This window comes from Vibrio kanaloae (genome assembly GCF_024347535.1).
In the GTDB taxonomy this organism is placed as follows: Bacteria; Pseudomonadota; Gammaproteobacteria; order Enterobacterales; family Vibrionaceae; genus Vibrio; species Vibrio kanaloae.
In genome coordinates, this window is record NZ_AP025497.1 from 1 (window position 1) to 17,405 (window position 17,405).

At 45.5% G+C, this 17,405-nt stretch carries 14 protein-coding genes and 1 riboswitch; of the genes, 9 read left to right on the plus strand and 5 right to left on the minus strand.

Annotation, left to right across the window (positions count from 1 at the left end; all coding sequences use genetic code 11):
* The 5 genes from dnaA to OCV24_RS00025 all read left to right on the plus strand — a co-directional run bounded on the left by dnaA (position 1) and on the right by OCV24_RS00025 (position 7,141).
* Complete coding sequence (gene dnaA, locus OCV24_RS00005; RefSeq protein ID WP_150879235.1) at positions 1 to 1,422, plus strand: chromosomal replication initiator protein DnaA; 1,422 nt, start codon at positions 1 to 3, stop codon at positions 1,420 to 1,422.
* Positions 1,423 to 1,503: 81 nt separating this feature from the next.
* On the plus strand, positions 1,504 to 2,604 hold the full coding sequence (gene dnaN / locus OCV24_RS00010) for a DNA polymerase III subunit beta (RefSeq protein ID WP_150879234.1): 1,101 nt from the start codon (positions 1,504 to 1,506) through the stop codon (positions 2,602 to 2,604).
* A gap of 82 nt (positions 2,605 to 2,686) precedes the next feature.
* Positions 2,687 to 3,766, plus strand: coding sequence for a DNA replication/repair protein RecF (gene recF / locus OCV24_RS00015; protein ID WP_017055484.1), 1,080 nt, complete (start codon positions 2,687 to 2,689; stop codon positions 3,764 to 3,766).
* 17 nt (positions 3,767 to 3,783) lie between these two features.
* A complete protein-coding gene (gyrB, locus tag OCV24_RS00020; RefSeq protein WP_017055485.1) occupies positions 3,784 to 6,201 on the plus strand; it encodes a DNA topoisomerase (ATP-hydrolyzing) subunit B in 2,418 nt (805 codons plus the stop codon).
* A 505-nt stretch (positions 6,202 to 6,706) separates the two neighbouring features.
* Complete coding sequence (locus OCV24_RS00025) at positions 6,707 to 7,141, plus strand: Hsp20 family protein (protein ID WP_102507269.1); 435 nt, start codon at positions 6,707 to 6,709, stop codon at positions 7,139 to 7,141.
* 244 nt (positions 7,142 to 7,385) lie between these two features.
* On the opposite strand, the gene OCV24_RS00030 is transcribed toward OCV24_RS00025, so the two are convergent.
* The 4 genes from OCV24_RS00030 to glyQ all read right to left on the minus strand — a co-directional run bounded on the left by OCV24_RS00030 (position 7,386) and on the right by glyQ (position 14,176).
* On the minus strand, positions 7,386 to 8,639 hold the full coding sequence (locus OCV24_RS00030) for a valine--pyruvate transaminase (protein WP_150879233.1): 1,254 nt from the start codon (positions 8,637 to 8,639) through the stop codon (positions 7,386 to 7,388).
* A 254-nt stretch (positions 8,640 to 8,893) separates the two neighbouring features.
* Positions 8,894 to 10,981, minus strand: coding sequence for an alpha-amylase (locus OCV24_RS00035; protein ID WP_150879231.1), 2,088 nt, complete (start codon positions 10,979 to 10,981; stop codon positions 8,894 to 8,896).
* A 202-nt stretch (positions 10,982 to 11,183) separates the two neighbouring features.
* Positions 11,184 to 13,250 carry a glycine--tRNA ligase subunit beta gene (gene glyS, locus OCV24_RS00040; protein ID WP_060468927.1) on the minus strand — a complete coding sequence of 689 codons (2,067 nt, stop codon included), beginning with the start codon at positions 13,248 to 13,250 and terminating at the stop codon, positions 11,184 to 11,186.
* A 2-nt stretch (positions 13,251 to 13,252) separates the two neighbouring features.
* Entirely contained in the window at positions 13,253 to 14,176 is a 924-nt protein-coding gene (glyQ, locus tag OCV24_RS00045) for a glycine--tRNA ligase subunit alpha (protein ID WP_046224867.1), read from the minus strand.
* A 210-nt stretch (positions 14,177 to 14,386) separates the two neighbouring features.
* Positions 14,387 to 14,562: riboswitch (yybP-ykoY riboswitch) on the plus strand.
* A gap of 34 nt (positions 14,563 to 14,596) precedes the next feature.
* Here glyQ and OCV24_RS00050 point away from each other — a divergent pair.
* Together OCV24_RS00050 and OCV24_RS00055 are read left to right on the plus strand one after the other, a co-directional pair.
* Positions 14,597 to 15,151, plus strand: a complete 555-nt coding sequence (locus tag OCV24_RS00050) for a TMEM165/GDT1 family protein (RefSeq protein ID WP_017055491.1) — start codon at positions 14,597 to 14,599, stop codon at positions 15,149 to 15,151.
* A gap of 151 nt (positions 15,152 to 15,302) precedes the next feature.
* The gene (locus OCV24_RS00055) at positions 15,303 to 15,557 is read left to right on the plus strand and encodes a hypothetical protein (RefSeq protein WP_082710364.1); all 255 of its coding nucleotides are present in this window, start codon (positions 15,303 to 15,305) and stop codon (positions 15,555 to 15,557) included.
* Between the two features lie 83 nt (positions 15,558 to 15,640).
* Here OCV24_RS00055 and tusA read toward each other — a convergent pair whose 3' ends face one another.
* Complete coding sequence (tusA, locus tag OCV24_RS00060; RefSeq protein ID WP_017055492.1) at positions 15,641 to 15,892, minus strand: sulfurtransferase TusA; 252 nt, start codon at positions 15,890 to 15,892, stop codon at positions 15,641 to 15,643.
* Positions 15,893 to 16,041: 149 nt separating this feature from the next.
* Between tusA and OCV24_RS00065 the strand changes: the two genes are divergently transcribed.
* Positions 16,042 to 16,227, plus strand: a complete 186-nt coding sequence (locus OCV24_RS00065) for a hypothetical protein (RefSeq protein ID WP_004736674.1) — start codon at positions 16,042 to 16,044, stop codon at positions 16,225 to 16,227.
* Between the two features lie 156 nt (positions 16,228 to 16,383).
* Positions 16,384 to 17,325, plus strand: coding sequence for a LysR family transcriptional regulator (locus OCV24_RS00070; RefSeq protein WP_017055494.1), 942 nt, complete (start codon positions 16,384 to 16,386; stop codon positions 17,323 to 17,325).
* Positions 17,326 to 17,405 lie beyond the last annotated feature (80 nt).

Consider the following 17,405-nt stretch of genomic DNA (forward strand, 5'->3'; position numbering starts at 1 on the left):
GTGTCATCTTCGCTTTGGTTGCAGTGTTTGCAACAGCTTCAAGAAGAGTTACCAGCTACAGAATTCAGTATGTGGGTTCGTCCGCTACAAGCGGAGCTCAATGACAATACTCTAACTCTATTTGCACCGAACCGGTTTGTACTTGATTGGGTTCGCGATAAGTATCTAAATAGCATTACCCGTTTGCTGCGAGAACATTGCGGTCATGATATTCCACATCTTCATTTTGAGATTGGAAGTAAACGAGCCACTGCGGCAACACCTGAGACTATCGCCCCTGCTAGGACACGTACAGCTGCTGATGTAGCTGCTGAATCGTCAGCTCCTGCGCAGTTACAAGCTCGTAAGCCTGTCCATAATATCTGGCGTGATGAAGAGCCTGTCGCGGTTGACTTGAATCACCGTTCAAACGTAAACCCAAAACATATGTTCAATAACTTTGTTGAGGGTAAATCAAACCAATTGGGTTTAGCGGCGGCACGTCAGGTTTCAGATAATCCAGGAACGGCCTATAACCCATTGTTTTTATATGGTGGTACTGGTTTAGGTAAAACGCACTTGTTACATGCTGTAGGTAACGCCATTGTTGATAACAAACCAAACGCTAAAGTGGTGTACATGCACTCTGAGCGCTTTGTTCAGGACATGGTAAAGGCGCTACAAAATAACGCGATTGAAGAATTTAAGCGCTACTACCGCAGTGTTGATGCGCTGCTTATCGATGATATCCAATTCTTCGCCAATAAAGAGCGTTCTCAAGAAGAGTTCTTCCATACTTTTAATGCGCTGCTTGAAGGTAACCAACAGATCATCCTAACGTCTGACCGTTATCCAAAAGAGATCAACGGGGTTGAGGATCGTCTAAAATCTCGCTTCGGTTGGGGTTTGACGGTTGCGATTGAGCCACCAGAGCTTGAGACTCGTGTTGCGATCTTGATGAAGAAAGCAGAAGACCACCAAATTCACCTTGCGGATGAAGTGGCATTCTTTATTGCTAAGCGTTTACGCTCTAACGTTCGTGAGCTAGAAGGCGCATTGAACCGTGTTATTGCGAATGCAAACTTCACTGGCCGCCCGATCACTATCGATTTCGTGCGTGAAGCACTGCGTGACCTACTTGCACTGCAAGAAAAGCTGGTCACTATTGATAACATTCAAAAGACAGTAGCCGAGTACTACAAAATCAAAGTCGCTGATCTATTGTCTAAGCGTCGTTCTCGTTCTGTTGCTCGTCCACGTCAACTGGCGATGGCATTAGCTAAAGAGCTGACTAACCACAGCTTGCCTGAGATTGGCGATGCATTCGGTGGTCGTGACCACACGACGGTACTGCACGCTTGCCGTAAGATTGCTCAGCTACGTGAAGAGAGTCACGACATTAAAGAAGACTATTCGAACTTGATTCGTACACTTTCTTCTTAATACACAGTATTCTTAACCTTAATAAGCCGAATTTTGGCCACGTACTATTACGCAGTGCCATTTAGACCGTAAGAGCAAGATATGAAATTTACCATTGAACGTAGTCATCTGATTAAGCCATTACAACAAGTATCTGGCGCACTCAGTGGCAGGCCAACGCTTCCAATTCTAGGAAACCTACTGATTAAAGTAGAAGATAACGTGTTGTCGATGACAGCGACGGATCTAGAAGTTGAACTGATCAGCCGTGTAACGCTTGAAGGTGATTTCGAAGCGGGCAGCATTACCGTACCTTCACGTAAATTCCTAGATATCTGCCGTGGATTGCCAGACAGCTCAGTGATCACTGTGGTATTGGATGGTGACCGTATTCAGGTTCGCTCTGGTCGTAGCCGCTTCTCATTAGCAACATTACCTGCGGCAGACTTCCCAAACATAGAAGACTGGAGCAGTGAAGTTGAAGTGTCTGTGACACAAGCTGAATTGCGCGGTCTTATCGAGAAAACACAATTCTCAATGGCGAACCAAGACGTTCGTTACTACCTCAACGGTATGTTGTTCGAGATTGAAGGTTCGATCCTGCGCAGTGTGGCGACTGATGGTCACCGTATGGCAGTATCTCAAGCGCAACTTGATGCCGATTTTGCTCAGAAGCAGATCATTGTTCCACGTAAAGGTGTTCAAGAGCTAGTCAAGCTGTTGGATGCACCTGAACAGCCTGTAACGCTGCAAATTGGTAACTCTAATGTACGCGCTGAAGTGAACAACTATGTCTTCACTTCTAAGCTTGTTGATGGTCGTTTCCCTGATTATCGCCGCGTAATGCCGCAGAATACCACCAAGACATTAGAAGCCGGCTGCGATGAGTTACGTTCAGCGTTTTCTCGCGCGGCGATTCTGTCGAATGAAAAATTCCGTGGTGTTCGCGTTAACCTTGTCGATAGCGAGATGCGTATTACCGCGAACAACCCAGAACAAGAAGAAGCCGAAGAGGTGTTAGACGTCACCTTCGACGGTGACGCGCTAGAAATTGGCTTCAACGTAAGCTACGTATTGGATGTGCTGAACACACTGCGTTGTGAACAGGTTCGTATATCAATGTCAGATGCCAATGCGAGTGCTTTGATTGAGAATGCGCAAGATGACAGCGCGATGTACGTTGTTATGCCAATTCGTTTATAAGCGTTGTTTGTGAATCAACCATGCTTACTGACCAACAACGTTTACCTACTGTGTCGTGATTGAAGATTAATATGAAGACGCTATGCCTTTATCGCGCTTAATCGTTAAGCAGTTTAGAAATATTGAAGCCTGTGACATTCAACCGTCATCAGGCTTTAACTTTCTTATAGGGGCTAACGGAAGCGGCAAAACCAGTGTCCTTGAAGCGGTCTATCTGCTCGGGCACGGTCGCTCATTCAAAAGTTCTCTAACTGGTCGTATCATCCAAAACGAGTGCAGTGAACTGTTTGTACATGGCCGTTTTATGACCTCGGACCAATTTGAGCTGCCAATTGGCATTAATAAGCAGCGTGATGGCTCGACAGAGGTTAAAATAAGCGGCCAAACCGGACAAAAGTTGGCTCAGTTAGCGCAAGTCTTACCTTTGCAGTTGATTCACCCGGAAGGGTTTGATTTACTGACGGATGGACCTAAACATCGCCGTGCATTCATTGATTGGGGAGTTTTCCACAGTGAGTCAGGTTTTTATGATGCTTGGGGCAGGGTAAAGCGGCTCAATAAACAGCGAAACGCATTATTGAAAACAGCCACGCATTATCGAGAGCTGAGCTATTGGGATCAAGAACTGGCCCGTTTAGCTGAAAACATCAGTCATTGGCGTGCCACCTATGTTGAGCAACTTAAAGAAGTCGCCGAAGAGATCTGTGCGACCTTCTTGCCAGAGTTTGAGATAAAGATTAACTATTATCGTGGCTGGGAAAAAGACACGCCATACGCTGAGATACTAGAGAAGAATTTTGAAAGGGATCAGCAGCTTGGTTACACATTTAGTGGGCCAAACAAAGCAGATCTAAAGATAAAAGTGAACGGCACTCCAGTGGAAGATGTCTTGTCACGAGGTCAGTTGAAGTTGATGGTGTGCGCGTTGCGAGTAGCACAAGGGCAACACCTCACTCAAATGACAGGAAAGCAATGTATCTATTTAATAGATGACTTTGCTTCCGAATTAGATAGCCAACGCCGCGCACGTCTTGCTGAGTGCTTAAAGGCGACCGAGGCTCAAGTTTTTGTAAGCTCTATTACCGCTGATCAGATTGCAGATATGCATGATGAAAATAGCAGGATGTTTCATGTGGAACATGGCAAAATAGAGCAAGGATAATTAGTCAGAGAGTAACTATGTCAGATAATTACGATTCATCGAGTATTAAAGTACTGAAGGGTCTGGATGCGGTACGTAAGCGTCCTGGAATGTACATTGGCGACACGGATGATGGTACCGGTCTGCACCACATGGTTTTTGAGGTGGTAGATAACTCTATTGATGAAGCGCTAGCTGGTCACTGTAATGACATCATTGTAACTATCCATGAAGATAGCTCTGTGTCGGTTCGCGATGACGGCCGTGGTATTCCAACAGAATTACACTCAGAAGAGAACGTGTCTGCTGCAGAAGTTATCATGACGGTTCTTCATGCTGGTGGTAAGTTTGATGATAACTCGTACAAAGTATCTGGTGGTCTGCACGGTGTTGGTGTTTCAGTAGTAAACGCACTTTCTAAGCAAGTTACTCTTACTATCCACCGTGGTGGAAAAATTCACACTCAAACATATAACCATGGTGAACCTCAGGCACCACTTGCTATTGTAGGTGATACGGATAGAACCGGAACGGAGATTCGTTTCTGGCCAAGTGAAGAAACATTCACCAATATTGAGTACCATTACGACATCTTAGCTAAGCGTCTACGTGAACTGTCATTCTTGAATTCGGGTGTATCAATCAGGCTGATTGATGAGCGTGAAGAAGACAAAATGGATCACTTCGAATATGAAGGCGGCATTCAAGCGTTTGTTGAACATCTTAATACCAACAAGACCCCAATTATTCAAAAGATCTTTCACTTCGATTCTGAGCGTGATGATGGCATTACCGTCGAAGTTGCGATGCAGTGGAACGATGGTTACCAAGAAAACATTTACTGTTTCACCAATAATATCCCTCAGCGTGATGGTGGTGCTCACTTAGCGGGTTTCCGTTCAGCACTGACCCGTACTTTAAATAGTTTTATGGATAAAGAAGGCTTCTCTAAGAAAGCGAAGACTTCAACATCCGGTGACGATGCTCGTGAAGGTTTGACGGCGATTGTTTCAGTGAAAGTGCCGGATCCTAAGTTTTCAAGCCAAACCAAAGATAAGCTGGTTTCTTCTGAAGTGAAGTCTGCAGTTGAATCTACAATGGGTGAGAAACTATCTGAGTTCCTGATTGAGAACCCAGGTGAAGCGAAAATTGTTTGTTCGAAAATTATCGATGCAGCACGTGCTCGTGATGCAGCGCGTAAAGCTCGTGAGATGACACGTCGTAAAGGTGCATTAGATTTAGCGGGTCTTCCAGGTAAACTTGCTGACTGTCAGGAAAAAGATCCTGCACTGTCTGAACTATACATTGTGGAAGGAGACTCTGCTGGCGGTTCAGCTAAGCAGGGGCGTAATCGTAAGAACCAAGCAATTTTACCGCTTAAAGGTAAAATCCTTAACGTAGAGAAAGCACGTTTCGACAAAATGTTGTCTTCACAAGAAGTTGCAACGCTAATCACAGCCCTTGGTTGTGGTATTGGCCGCGACGAATACAACCCAGACAAACTGCGTTACCACAACATCATCATCATGACCGATGCCGATGTCGATGGTTCTCACATACGTACATTGCTCTTGACGTTCTTCTACCGTCAAATGCCGGAACTGATAGAACGTGGTTACATCTATATTGCTCAGCCACCACTTTTCAAAGTGAAAAAAGGTAAGCAAGAGCAATACATCAAAGATGAAGATGCAATGAATCAGTATCAAGTATCTTTAGCTTTAGACAACGCAGCATTGCATGTGAACTCTGAAGCACCAGCGTTTGCTGGTGAAGGATTAGAGAAGCTTGTTCTGCAATACAATGCCGGTATTAAGCTTGTTGATCGTATGAGTCGCCGTTACCCACGTGCACTTATCCATGAATTGATTTATATGCCACGCTTAACCGCTGAGCAGTGTCATGATGAAGTGGCTGTTGAAGCTTGGGGTAAGCAGCTTGTAGAGCAGCTCAACGCGAAAGAAACGGGTGCTAGCCAATACAATCTTGAGGTTGAAAAGCACGAAGACCTAGGAATAAGTGTTCCTAAGATTGTCGTGCGTACACACGGTGTAACTCATGAGCATTTGTTAAGTATTGACCTAATCAACTCGAAAGAATTTAGTAAATTATCGGATTTATCTGAAGCGCTTGATGGTTTGATTGAAGAAGGTGCTTATATTAAACGTGGTGAGCGAACTCAAGCGGTAACGAGTTTTGTTGAAGCAGTGAACTGGTTGGTTAAAGAGTCTCGTCGTGGTTTAAGCCTGCAACGATACAAAGGTCTAGGTGAGATGAACCCAGATCAGCTTTGGGAGACCACAATGGATCCTGAAAGTCGTCGTATGATGCAAGTAACGATCGAAGATGCGGTTGGCGCAGATCTGTTGTTTACTACGCTGATGGGTGATCAAGTTGAGCCGCGTCGTAACTTCATCGAAGAGAATGCATTGAAGGTAGCTAACCTAGACGTTTAGTATCTTTGATACTTCGCTCTTTCGCTTAATTTCTGTGTCAGAGGTGCTCACATACATTCGTATGCTCCGCGCCTCTTCCTTGAACTAAAACGAAATAGCTTCGTCTCAAAAAACTAAATATATTATTTAAAAGACTGCCCGAAATGGCGGTCTTTTTTGTTTTTTAAGTATTTGAAAAATAATGATTTTGGAAAATAATTGAAAATAATCCCTTGAAACTATTTTGTTCAATCCACATATCTAGTTGTGAAGAGGATGACTGTCTTGCTCTACAAGAGAAGAAACAGAACCTTCATAACCGTTGCTAGAGTATCGCTCAATAGAGGATAACTTTGGCAGCACACAACTTAAAAATTGATTCATTGTCATGTCCCAGCGTTGTCGCCAATAGAGGTGAAACCCGAGGAATGCGAATTGAATCTCTTAGCTGTTTACTGGGTCCCACACAGGTTTGATCCAAGTAAAATTCGCAGCTAAGACTATTGCTTACTAAAAGGATAGCATTATGAGAACTGTAGATTTCACTCCACTTTACCGCAACGCAATCGGCTTCGATCGTCTATTCAACATGATGGAAGCGAACTCATCGAAGAACTCTTCTGGCGGTTACCCTCCATACAACATCGAGCAAAAAGACGAGAACAACTACCGTATTACTATGGCCGTTGCTGGTTTTGCTGATGACCAATTAGATCTGACTCAAAAAGAGAACATGCTAATTGTGAAAGGTGAGCGTAACGCAGAAGCAGAGAAAACCTTCGTATATCAAGGTATTGCAGAGCGCGATTTCGAGCGTAAATTCCAACTGGCTGACTACGTAAAAGTTGTAGGTGCAAGCATGGAAAATGGTCTTCTTCACATCGACCTAGAACGCGAAATCCCAGAAGCGATGCAACCACGTAAGATTGCTATCAACGGTAATAGCCTACTAGAAGGTTAATACCCGTCATACTTGAAGCTACAGCGTTGTTGACGTCGTAAATTCCCCCTAATCACATAGGTTCCCTATGCTCATAGGGCTGAATTTTCTAGTCGCCTAGCTGAACCCCCAATTATTTAGGGTATTCAAGTGACAAAAACTATCGGGAAGTAAAAGTGAAAGAGCACCTCATGAGGTGCTCTTTTTTGTTTGTTCTGCCAGCGTCATTCCATAGAGGGGGGAGGTACGACAGAGTAGGGAACCTTTATTTACTTTCGCTGTAAGCCTTTTTCACTTCTTCAGCAATGATCTTAATGCCTTTCTGCATCGCCTCATCATCTTGCACGTAGTTCATACGTAAGCACTGGTGAGCATGATCCCACTCATCTTCTTGACCGATAAAGAAGTATTCACCCGGAACAATCAATACGCCACGAGCTTTGAGGCGGTCGTACAGCTCCATGGTGGTAATCGGCAGTTCATCAAACCATAGCCATAAGAAAATCGCGCCTTCAGGCTTGTGGATACGGAAGCGAGGGTCATCGATCGCTTCTTGTAAGAGCTCAACTGCACGTAGCGATTTATCTTTATAGAAAGGTTTGATTACCTCGCTGCTTAAGCGCAGTAAATCACCTTTTTCAATCATGTGGTTAGCAATCGCAGGGCCAACACTGTTTGGCGCTAAGCTGATGATGCCATTCATGTTGGTCAATGCTTGTGTTACTTCTTCACTCGCAATCACGATACCGCAACGCACACCCGGCAAACCAAGCTTAGAAAGGCTCATGCACAGAATCGTATTTTCATTCCAGAACGGTTCGACATCTTCAAAGATGATGTTTGGAAACGGCAGGCCGTAAGCGTTATCGATCAGCAGTGGGATGTTGTTTTCACGCGCCAGCTTATCCAGTTTACGCACTTCTTCGTCGGTCAGTACGTTACCTGTTGGGTTAGTTGGACGAGAAGCACAGATAGCGGCAACCGAGTCATCAACCTTGAGTTGTTCAAAATCGACGTGGTATTTGAACTGGCGGTTTTCTAGTAACTCGATCTCTGGGTGGTAAGAGATAAAGATATCATCATCAATACCCGCGTCGCCGTAGCCTATGTATTCCGGTGCGATCGGCAGTAGGATTTTCTTGTGCGAGCCGTCAGGCTGTTGGCCTGCTAGCAGGTTGAATAGGTAGAAGAAGCCACTTTGACTGCCATTAGTCAGGCTGATGTTCTTTTCGCTGATGTCCCAACCATAGGTCTCTTTCAGCATTGCCGCTAACGACTTGATGAAGCTGTCTTTGCCCTGCGGACCATCGTAGTTGGCGAGGGCGGCGATGAGTTCTCCATTGGCGAGCATATCGGCACTGGCTTGGTTAAAGTAATCGAGCATGGCTGGGATGGCGGCTGGGTTGCCACCACCGAGCATGATAGCGCCAGGAGTGCGCAGGCCATCATTCAAATCATCCATTAAACGAGTGATTCCAGAGTAACGATTAAACTTTTCACCAAACTTAGAGAACTGCATTACTTATTTTACCTAATTCATTGTGATTGCTTGTTATGTGTCATTAAGGCAGGCCTTATGCCTGCCATCAGTGTATTCCTTGAACATACCGCAATGTTTTTGCGACGCATAGCGCCAAATGCTCTAACACGAAAAAAACTTCTATAAAGTTTAGCTAATGAGTGTTCGCTTTCTTATTGAACGAGTGTTTTGTGATCAAAAAAGGAGAAGCTGAGCTTCTCCTTTTAGTTTCTACGGTTTATTTTAATGAACGTTTATTTCGAACCGGTATAGACAACCAACACCTTGTCATCTTTATATTGGCGCTCGAAGGCGTAATAGCCCTTGCTGTTGCGGATGATGTGCTTACCTTGCGCGACAGCTGGGTGGCGTTGGCGGAATTGGCCAAGGGTTTGCCAGTGGTCTAACAGTTGCGCTCGTTCGCCTGTGATTTGATCCCAAGGCATATCAGAGCGAGTGCCTTGCATAGGGTCGGAACCTGTTGGGCCAAAGTCTCGTGCAATTTCGTCGCCGTAATAGATCTGCACCGCCCCCGGAGCCAGCATCAATGCGTTTGCTGCCTTGGTCTGTTTGGCAAAGTCGCTGCCGTGCTGTGTCCAGAATAGCGAGGTGTCGTGAGACGATAGGTAACTCAGAACGTTGAATTCGCTGTCGTTGTTGATCTTATCTGCGTAGCGAAGGTAGTCAGCATCGAGATCAGACAAGCACTTAAGCGCCTTGGGTGCGATATCACTTTGGAATTCAAAGTTGATGATCGAATCAAAGCCGTTAGCGAAGTAATCGGATTTCACAACGCTGTGCGCCCACACTTCACCTGTCATCCAAAAAGGCAGGTCATCCAGGGCTTTGTCTGGGTTGTTCTGCTTCCATTCTGCAAGCGCTTGGTTAGTGCTCTCTTTAAGCTCTGCCCATGCTTCGAGTTCAACGTGTTTAGCGGTATCGACTCTGAAACCATCGACACCATATTCGCGCACCCAATCCGATAACCAAGTGATTAAATGGTCACGAGGTGTTTTGAGTTCATCGGTCGCGCTGGTGGATTTATTACGATAGAAGTTAGGCAGTCCGGTTGTCTCTGTCGATTCTGTTTTGAAATCGGGCAGGTGCGCCAAAGACATGGTGAGGTTATTGTAACCCGGAGAGTCATAGGCGCCGATATCGCTGCGTAGCCAAGCTTTGCCCCACCACTTTTCCCACGCTTCTTTGTCGCTGTAAGAGATGTAGTTGTTGAAGTAGTGCCAGTTCTGACCTTTAGTGGGCTGCCAGTCTGTCCAGTTTTCGCCAAGTGTTTGTTTGGCTTCTTCATCAGTTAGGTTGAGCTTACCAAAATCAAACTCTTGCATGTCGGCAAGCGTCGCATAGCCTGTATGGTTCATTACCACATCCCAAACAACGCGAATGCCTTTGCTGTGCGCGGTATCGATGAAGTTTTTCAGCTCGTCTTCGGTGCCCATGTTGTCATCGATCTTGGTCCAGTCTTGATGGTAGTAACCGTGGTAGCCGTAGTGTTTGAAGTCACCGCGATCACCGCCGCCAACCCAGCCGTGGATTTGCTCTAACGGAGACGTTATCCAGATAGCATTAGCACCGAGTGATTCTATGTAGTCGAGTTTTTCGGTTAAGCCTGCCAAGTCACCACCGTGGAAGGTACCGATTTCGTCTTGTCCATCTTGGCTGCGACTATAACTGTTGTCGTTATCAGGATTACCATTATGGAAACGGTCAGTCATTACGAAGTAAACCGTGGCGTTATCCCAACTAAAGTCAGCTTTGGTTTCTGGTTCTACTTTCTCAAGCAGCAGAACACCTTGGCTGTTTTCTGCAGGCTGCATGGTGACGCTGCCATTCGTTACTGTGACTTGTTTGCCTGAAAGAGCGTCTCTTACCACGGTGCCATCATCAAAGGTTTGAGCAACGTCGATGGTCGTTGGCTCGTCACTAGGAACCGGACAAGCAAAGCTTTGTACTTGTTGTTGCTTCGGTTTTATTTGAACCGTCAGCTCATTGGTCTGTGGGTTGAGCGTAAACTGATAGGTGTTAGCGCGAAAGACCTTGATATCTAATTCAGACTTCTCGGCGCAGTCGTCTAGGCGAAGGGGTTTATTGAATTTGATGCGGTTTTCTTCAGCCAGCGCATAGTTGGTGCCACAGGTCTTTTGAGTATCGCCGATAGAGAAGGTATAGCTACCTTTAGCGAGTTCCTGTTCAGCAATAACAGTGCCTTTACCGGATGATTCGAATACGACAGTGTCGTTATCAATCGTCAGCAGTAGGTTGTTGTCATTGGTTTGGCTGCATGCGCTGAGTGCGAGTATTGAAAGCGCGAGTACTGTTTTTTTCATTGTTCCCTTCCCCTGAATAAACAGGTCAGTTATAGCAAACAATGCCCTCTACAGTCTGAGCGCTGATTCATTCAGATAATCAATAACACCTCTACAAACAAATGCTTGGTTCACAAAAACAAAAAGGGAAGCTTTCGCTTCCCTTTGGGTGTTTACTGTTAATTACTCAGAGTATGACTTAGAGTAACTGTCTCACTCGTGCTTATTTTTGCAGTAGAGAGATGTCAGCAATCTGTAGGAACAGGTTACGCAGGTTGTTCAGTAGCGTTAGACGGTTCTTCTTAAGCGCTTCGTCATCAGCCATCACCATTACGTTATCGAAGAATGCATCAACCGGTTCACGTAGATCAGCAAGCTTGCTTAGGGCTTCTTGGTAGTTGCCTGTAGCGAATGCGGGTTCTAGTGCTTCTGTCATTACTTCAACGTTTTCAGCCAGTGCTTTCTCTGCGTCTTCTTGAAGAAGTGTTAGGTCGATGTCAGCTGGTAGCTCGCCATCGAATTTCGCAAGGATGTTACCTACACGCTTGTTCGCTGCTGCTAGTGCTTCTGCTGCTTCCAGTTCACGGAAGTGAGAAACCGCTTTAACACGTTGGTCAAAGTCAGCTGGCTTAGTTGGACGACGTGCTAGTACCGCTTGAATGATATCAACGCTGAAACCAGCATCTTGGTACCATGCGCGGAAACGACCTAGCATGAAGTCGATAACGTCAGCTTCTACGTTGTCGTTAGTCAGCTTGTCGCCTAGTAGCTCTTTCGCTTTACCGATCAGATCCGTTAAGTCTAGGTTGTAGCCGTTTTCAACGATGATACGTAGTACACCTAGTGATGCACGACGTAGAGCGAATGGGTCAGAACCTTTTGGTGCTTGGCCAATACCGAAGATACCTACGATAGTGTCTAGCTTGTCTGCCATTGCAACTGCTGAAGAGATCCCCGTGCTTGGTAGGTCGTCACCAGCGAAACGAGGCATGTACTGCTCGTAAAGTGCCAGTGCAACTTGCTCGTCTTCACCATCGTGAGTCGCGTAGTGCATGCCCATTACACCTTGTGTATCCGTGAATTCGAATACCATAGATGTCATTAGGTCACACTTAGCCAGTAGGCCTGCGCGCTTAGACTTCTCAACGTCAGCATCGATTTGCTCAGCGATGTAGCCAGCAAGTTCTGTGATGCGGTCTGTTTTGTCCTTAATAGTACCAAGCTGCTTCTGGAAGATAGCTTGGTCTAGCTCGGGAAGACGGTCGATCAGCGGACGCTTACGGTCTGTGTTGAAGAAGAACTCAGCATCAGCAAGACGTGGACGTACCACTTTCTCGTTACCTTCGATAACGTGACGAGGCTCTTTAGACTCGATGTTTGATACGAAGATAAAGTTAGGAAGTAGCTTCTTGTTTTCGTCGTAAACAGGGAAGTACTTTTGGTCACCTTTCATGGTGTAAACCAAAGCTTCAGAAGGTACTTTTAGGAACTCTTCTTCAAACTTCGCTGTAAGTACTACTGGCCATTCAACCAGAGACGTTACTTCTTCAACAAGGTCATCTTCTAGGTCAGCTTTACCGCCAACCGCTGCTGCCGCTTTTTGAGAGTCAGCAAGGATGATCGCTTTACGCGCTTCGTAATCCGCCATTACTTTACCGCGCTCTTCTAGGATCGCAGGGTATTGGTCAGCAGAGTCGATTGTGAACTCTTGTTCGCCCATGAAACGGTGGCCACGGATAGTACGAGCAGATGCTACGCCTAGGATTTCGCCTTCAACAAGCTCATCACCTAGTAGTACTGTCAGTGTTTTTACTGGACGGATAAATTGAATGTCTGAGTTACCCCAGCGCATTGCTTTAGGAATTGGTAGGCCAGCCAGTGCTTTCGCAGCGATGTCCATCACCAATTCTTGAACTGGTTTGCCAGCTACTTCTTGTTTGAAAAGAAGCCACTCGCCTTTGTCTGTTTTCAGACGGTCAGCTTGTTCAACAGTGATACCGTTACCGCGAGCCCAGCCTTGTGCCGCTTTCGTTGCGTTGCCTTCCGCATCGAATGCTACTGAGATTGCAGGGCCACGCTTTTCAACCACTTTGTCCGCTTGGCCTTCAGCCAGTGCTGTTACTTTAAGTGCAAGGCGGCGAGGTGCTGCATACCATTTCACGCCTTCGTGAGAAAGCTCAGCTGTTTTAAGACCCGCTTCAAAGTTAGCAGCAAAGGCTTCTGCTAGAGAACGAAGTGCCGTTGGTGGAAGCTCTTCCGTACCCAGTTCAATTAGAAAATTCTTCGCCATGATTACTTCTCCTCGTTTGTCTTTTTACACATCGGGAAGCCAAGCGCTTCTCGTGACGCGTAGTACGCCTCTGCAACAGCTTTAGTCAGGTTGCGGATACGAAGGATGTAACGTTGACGCTCTGTTACAGAGATAGCTTTGCGCGCATCAAGGATGTTGAATGCGTGACCTGCTTTTAGAATGCGCTCGTAAGCTGGAAGCGGCAGTGGCTTCTCAAGCTCAAGTAATTCTTTACACTCTTTTTCGCACTGGTCGAAGAAAGTGAATAGGAAATCTACGTCTGCGTGCTCGAAGTTGTACGTTGATTGCTCAACTTCGTTTTGGTGGAAGATGTCACCGTAAGTCACGTTAGAACCGTCTGGTGCTACGTTCCATACTAGGTCGTAAACTGAGTCTACTTCCTGGATGTACATTGCTAGACGCTCGATACCGTAAGTGATCTCGCCGGTAACAGGTTTACACTCAAGTCCGCCAACCTGTTGAAAGTAAGTAAACTGAGTGACTTCCATGCCGTTTAGCCATACTTCCCAACCAAGGCCCCATGCGCCTAGTGTTGGGTTTTCCCAGTTATCTTCAACGAAGCGAATGTCGTGAACAAGTGGGTCAACACCAAGAACCTCTAGTGAGCCTAGGTACAACTCTTGGATATTGTCTGGCGATGGTTTTAGCGCTACTTGGAATTGGTAGTAGTGCTGCAGACGGTTAGGGTTTTCACCGTAACGGCCATCAGTAGGACGACGTGAAGGTTGTACGTAAGCTGTAGACATTGGCTCTGGGCCAAGTGCACGTAGACATGTCATTGGGTGAGAGGTGCCAGCACCTACTTCCATATCTAGTGGTTGAACAATGGTACAACCGTTTTGTGCCCAGTAATCCTGCAGCGCGAGGATCATTCCCTGGAAGGTTTTGATATCGTATTTTTGCATAGTCAGGTTCGCGCGATTCTTTTAAATGAGTGATAAAAATAACCTCTGAGTATACCGAGATATTCGTAAAGCGAGTAGGGGTAATCTTGTTTAATTAGTGGTCTAAAATGTCGTTTAGTGGATTTTTTTGCCTTTAATGTTTGTTTTTCGGTACAAGTGGATATTTTGATAAGTTTGACACTTGTTTTTGAGTACGTAGGTGATTAGAATCTCGCGGTCTTTGGGGAGTAGCTTACTTATTCATATCCTATTGAATGAGTTCGTCCGTCAACATAATTGATGCAAAATCATCATGGCGTTCGAGGCAACCACCACCTTGGTGGCGCTTAGCAAGACCTTAGACAAGCATCGTGAACCGGGATGGGGCGCGAGGTTTGTCTTTGGTTAAATATAATAATCTCCGTCCCAAATGAGCATGTCGTGAGCGTTTTAGCAATTTCAATTACAACTGTCGCCTTAGCCGAGATCGGTGATAAGACTCAGTTGCTATCTCTTTTATTAGCCAGTCGATATCGCAAGCCGATACCTATCATTGCGGCTATCTTCTTTGCCACCATTGCCAATCATGCTCTTGCTGCATGGCTCGGGGTTGTGGTCGCCGATTATTTATCTCCCGAAGTTCTTAAATGGGTGCTGGTGGTCAGTTTCATTGCGATGGCAGGCTGGATTCTGATTCCCGATAAGTTGGACGATGATGAACAGATCTCGAACCGAGGCCCATTTGTCGCCAGTTTTATCGCTTTCTTTATTGCTGAGATTGGTGATAAAACCCAGATTGCGACCTCCATTCTAGGGGCGCAATATTCGGATGCATTAACGTGGGTGATCTTGGGTACTACGATTGGCATGTTGTTGGCGAATGTGCCTGTGGTGATAATCGGTAAGCTATCCGCTGACAAGATGCCTCTTGATCTGATTCGTAAGATCACAGCCTTGTTATTCGTCGGTTTGGCTATCGCTGCTGCGTTCTATTAATGGATAACGTTGAGGCTAATTATACTCAACCAGTAGAGTAATGTGTTGTAGGTCATACTCTTACAGTATTGTGGGAGTTATCGAGCGAATGGACATATAACTGTCATACTTGTCATGATATTTTAATCTTGTGAGTTAAGAACACGAGGGCATGATTATGTTGACGCGTTATATGGGTATTACTCCACAAAGCCAAAGCTATCTATTTACCTTTGGTTTGGCTCTTACACTGTTAGGTATGGTGTTGACGGATATGTGGCTGCCAATGGTGGCTGGTTCGATGATTATGACCGGGCTTGCGGTAGAGGCTTGGGTTCGGGTCGCGCATATTATTCCGATGCGCAAAGATATTCGAGAAATTCAGCATCAGCTGGAGCATCTGCAAAACAAATCTAGAAATGAATAAACAAAAAGCCGCTCGTACTCTGAGTTCTGTTAAAGAACATAAGGTACGAGCGGCTTTTTTGATACTTGATAGTCGGTGGGGCGTTACGCCTCCAACCCCTTTCTGATCAAATACTGGTACGGCAAAGCTTCAGTCGCTTGGCCGACCAACTGATGATCCATAAACCGACAAAAACTCGGGATGTCACGAGTGGTTGAAGGATCATCAGCTTTTACCAGTAACACATCGCCATCCTGCATGTTTCTAATTGTCTTCCTGACCATCATTACTGGTTCCGGACAACGCAGGCCTTCAGCTTCTAAAGTATGGGTTGCCAGTTCAGGTTTGAATGTCATGGTTTGTATCTCTATATCTATCTAACGAGTGAATAATACGTCTGCAGAAAAAATATGCAATAAGTGCTTGGCAAACAGAATCAATTCCTATAACTTAGTTAACAAGTTGATAACAAATTGAAGCAAAGGCAACTAGCTAAGGAGTGGCGATGTTGACAGGATTAGATAGATTAACAATTTATTCGGTTCTCTGTTTTATTTCTTTTTGTGCGTTAGTACTACGCTCATCGACAGAGACCTCACTGATGCCTATTTTTGGCATAGTAGCAACGATTATTGGTATTTGGGTAGAGATGCGCCGTTGGCAAGGCATAGCCGAAGAGCAAGAGCACTAACCCGAGTACAACAAGCGAATTCCGATACGACAACATTCCGACACTATCCCCAAATTTTCTTGGGCTTCCCCGCGTAATTGCGGGATTTTTTTTATCTAAAGCATGCTATAAACAACTTAGTGACCAATGATAATTGTATACAGCTAGGTAAGTGGCGTGGAATTAGAAGACATCTATCGTAGAGACTTGAATTTACTGGTCGCCTTAAAAGTATTGATTGAAGAGGGCAGTGTTAGTCAGGCTGCGCTTCGTCTTAACTTAAGCCAGTCGGCAACCAGCCGAGTATTAGGGCGCTTAAGAGAGCTACTCAACGATCCCCTGTTTACACGTCAAGGTCAGCACCTTATTCCCACCAAAAAAGCACTTGAGATCAGCCAGCGTATTGATCAACCTTTAGAATCATTCCGCCAACTGCTTAGCCCTAGTGCTTTCGATCCTTACTATTGCAGTGAACGTTTTTTAATTGCGACCACTGACTATGCGATGCAAACCATCTTGCCGTATGCATTGCCGAAAATTTATGAACAAGCACCTAATATCTCTTTGGAGTTTGCTCCGTTGCAGCATGAACATTTGTTTAAACAACTCAGTACTGAACATGTCGACATGGCGATTTGTCGTCCGAGTGGCAGCATTGAGCCACTTCATCAAGAAGTACTGGGGCCAGTCGGCGTGTCGTGCTTGTTATCTAAAAATCACCCTTTGGCAGATAGTTCACTAAGCCTTGAGGATTATGTATCTCTGCCTCACGCGATGATCGCGATCAGTGATGGTGTTAAGGCTTTACTCGATAACGCTTTAGCTAATCAGCAGCCTCGAAAAATGGTGCTGCGCGCTTATCACCTTGAAGCGGCATTGGCGATTGTTGATAGAATGCCGTTGGTGATCACTGTACCTGCTGATTTGGCTTATTTGGTGGCTGAACGTTATGACTTAGTCGTTAAACCACTGCCATTTGAATTTATGCCGTTTGACTACTCACTTATCTGGCACTCGCGTTGTGATTCTTCTGCCTCACAACAATGGTTGAGAAGGGTCGTTAAAGAAGAGTGTGGTGAGTTGATTCAAAAGCGTATTGCGGATGTTGGCTTAGGTTAACTGAGGCCTAGCTTTGGTTTACTCATCGAAATGACAAAAATGCAAAAGGGCTGATTACGATCAGCCCTTTGTTATTCTAG

Coding starts and splice junctions, on each gene's coding strand:
- dnaN (WP_150879234.1), top strand. CDS start 1,504: ATGAAATTTACCATTGAACGTAGTCATCTGATTAAGCCATTACAACAA.
- OCV24_RS00035 (WP_150879231.1), bottom strand. CDS start 10,981: ATGAAAAAAACAGTACTCGCGCTTTCAATACTCGCACTCAGCGCATGC.
- glyQ (WP_046224867.1), bottom strand. CDS start 14,176: ATGCAAAAATACGATATCAAAACCTTCCAGGGAATGATCCTCGCGCTG.
- glyS (WP_060468927.1), bottom strand. CDS start 13,250: ATGGCGAAGAATTTTCTAATTGAACTGGGTACGGAAGAGCTTCCACCA.
- OCV24_RS00030 (WP_150879233.1), bottom strand. CDS start 8,639: ATGCAGTTCTCTAAGTTTGGTGAAAAGTTTAATCGTTACTCTGGAATC.
- recF (WP_017055484.1), top strand. CDS start 2,687: ATGCCTTTATCGCGCTTAATCGTTAAGCAGTTTAGAAATATTGAAGCC.
- OCV24_RS00065 (WP_004736674.1), top strand. CDS start 16,042: ATGTTGACAGGATTAGATAGATTAACAATTTATTCGGTTCTCTGTTTT.
- OCV24_RS00055 (WP_082710364.1), top strand. CDS start 15,303: ATGATTATGTTGACGCGTTATATGGGTATTACTCCACAAAGCCAAAGC.
- gyrB (WP_017055485.1), top strand. CDS start 3,784: ATGTCAGATAATTACGATTCATCGAGTATTAAAGTACTGAAGGGTCTG.
- OCV24_RS00025 (WP_102507269.1), top strand. CDS start 6,707: ATGAGAACTGTAGATTTCACTCCACTTTACCGCAACGCAATCGGCTTC.
- tusA (WP_017055492.1), bottom strand. CDS start 15,892: ATGACATTCAAACCTGAACTGGCAACCCATACTTTAGAAGCTGAAGGC.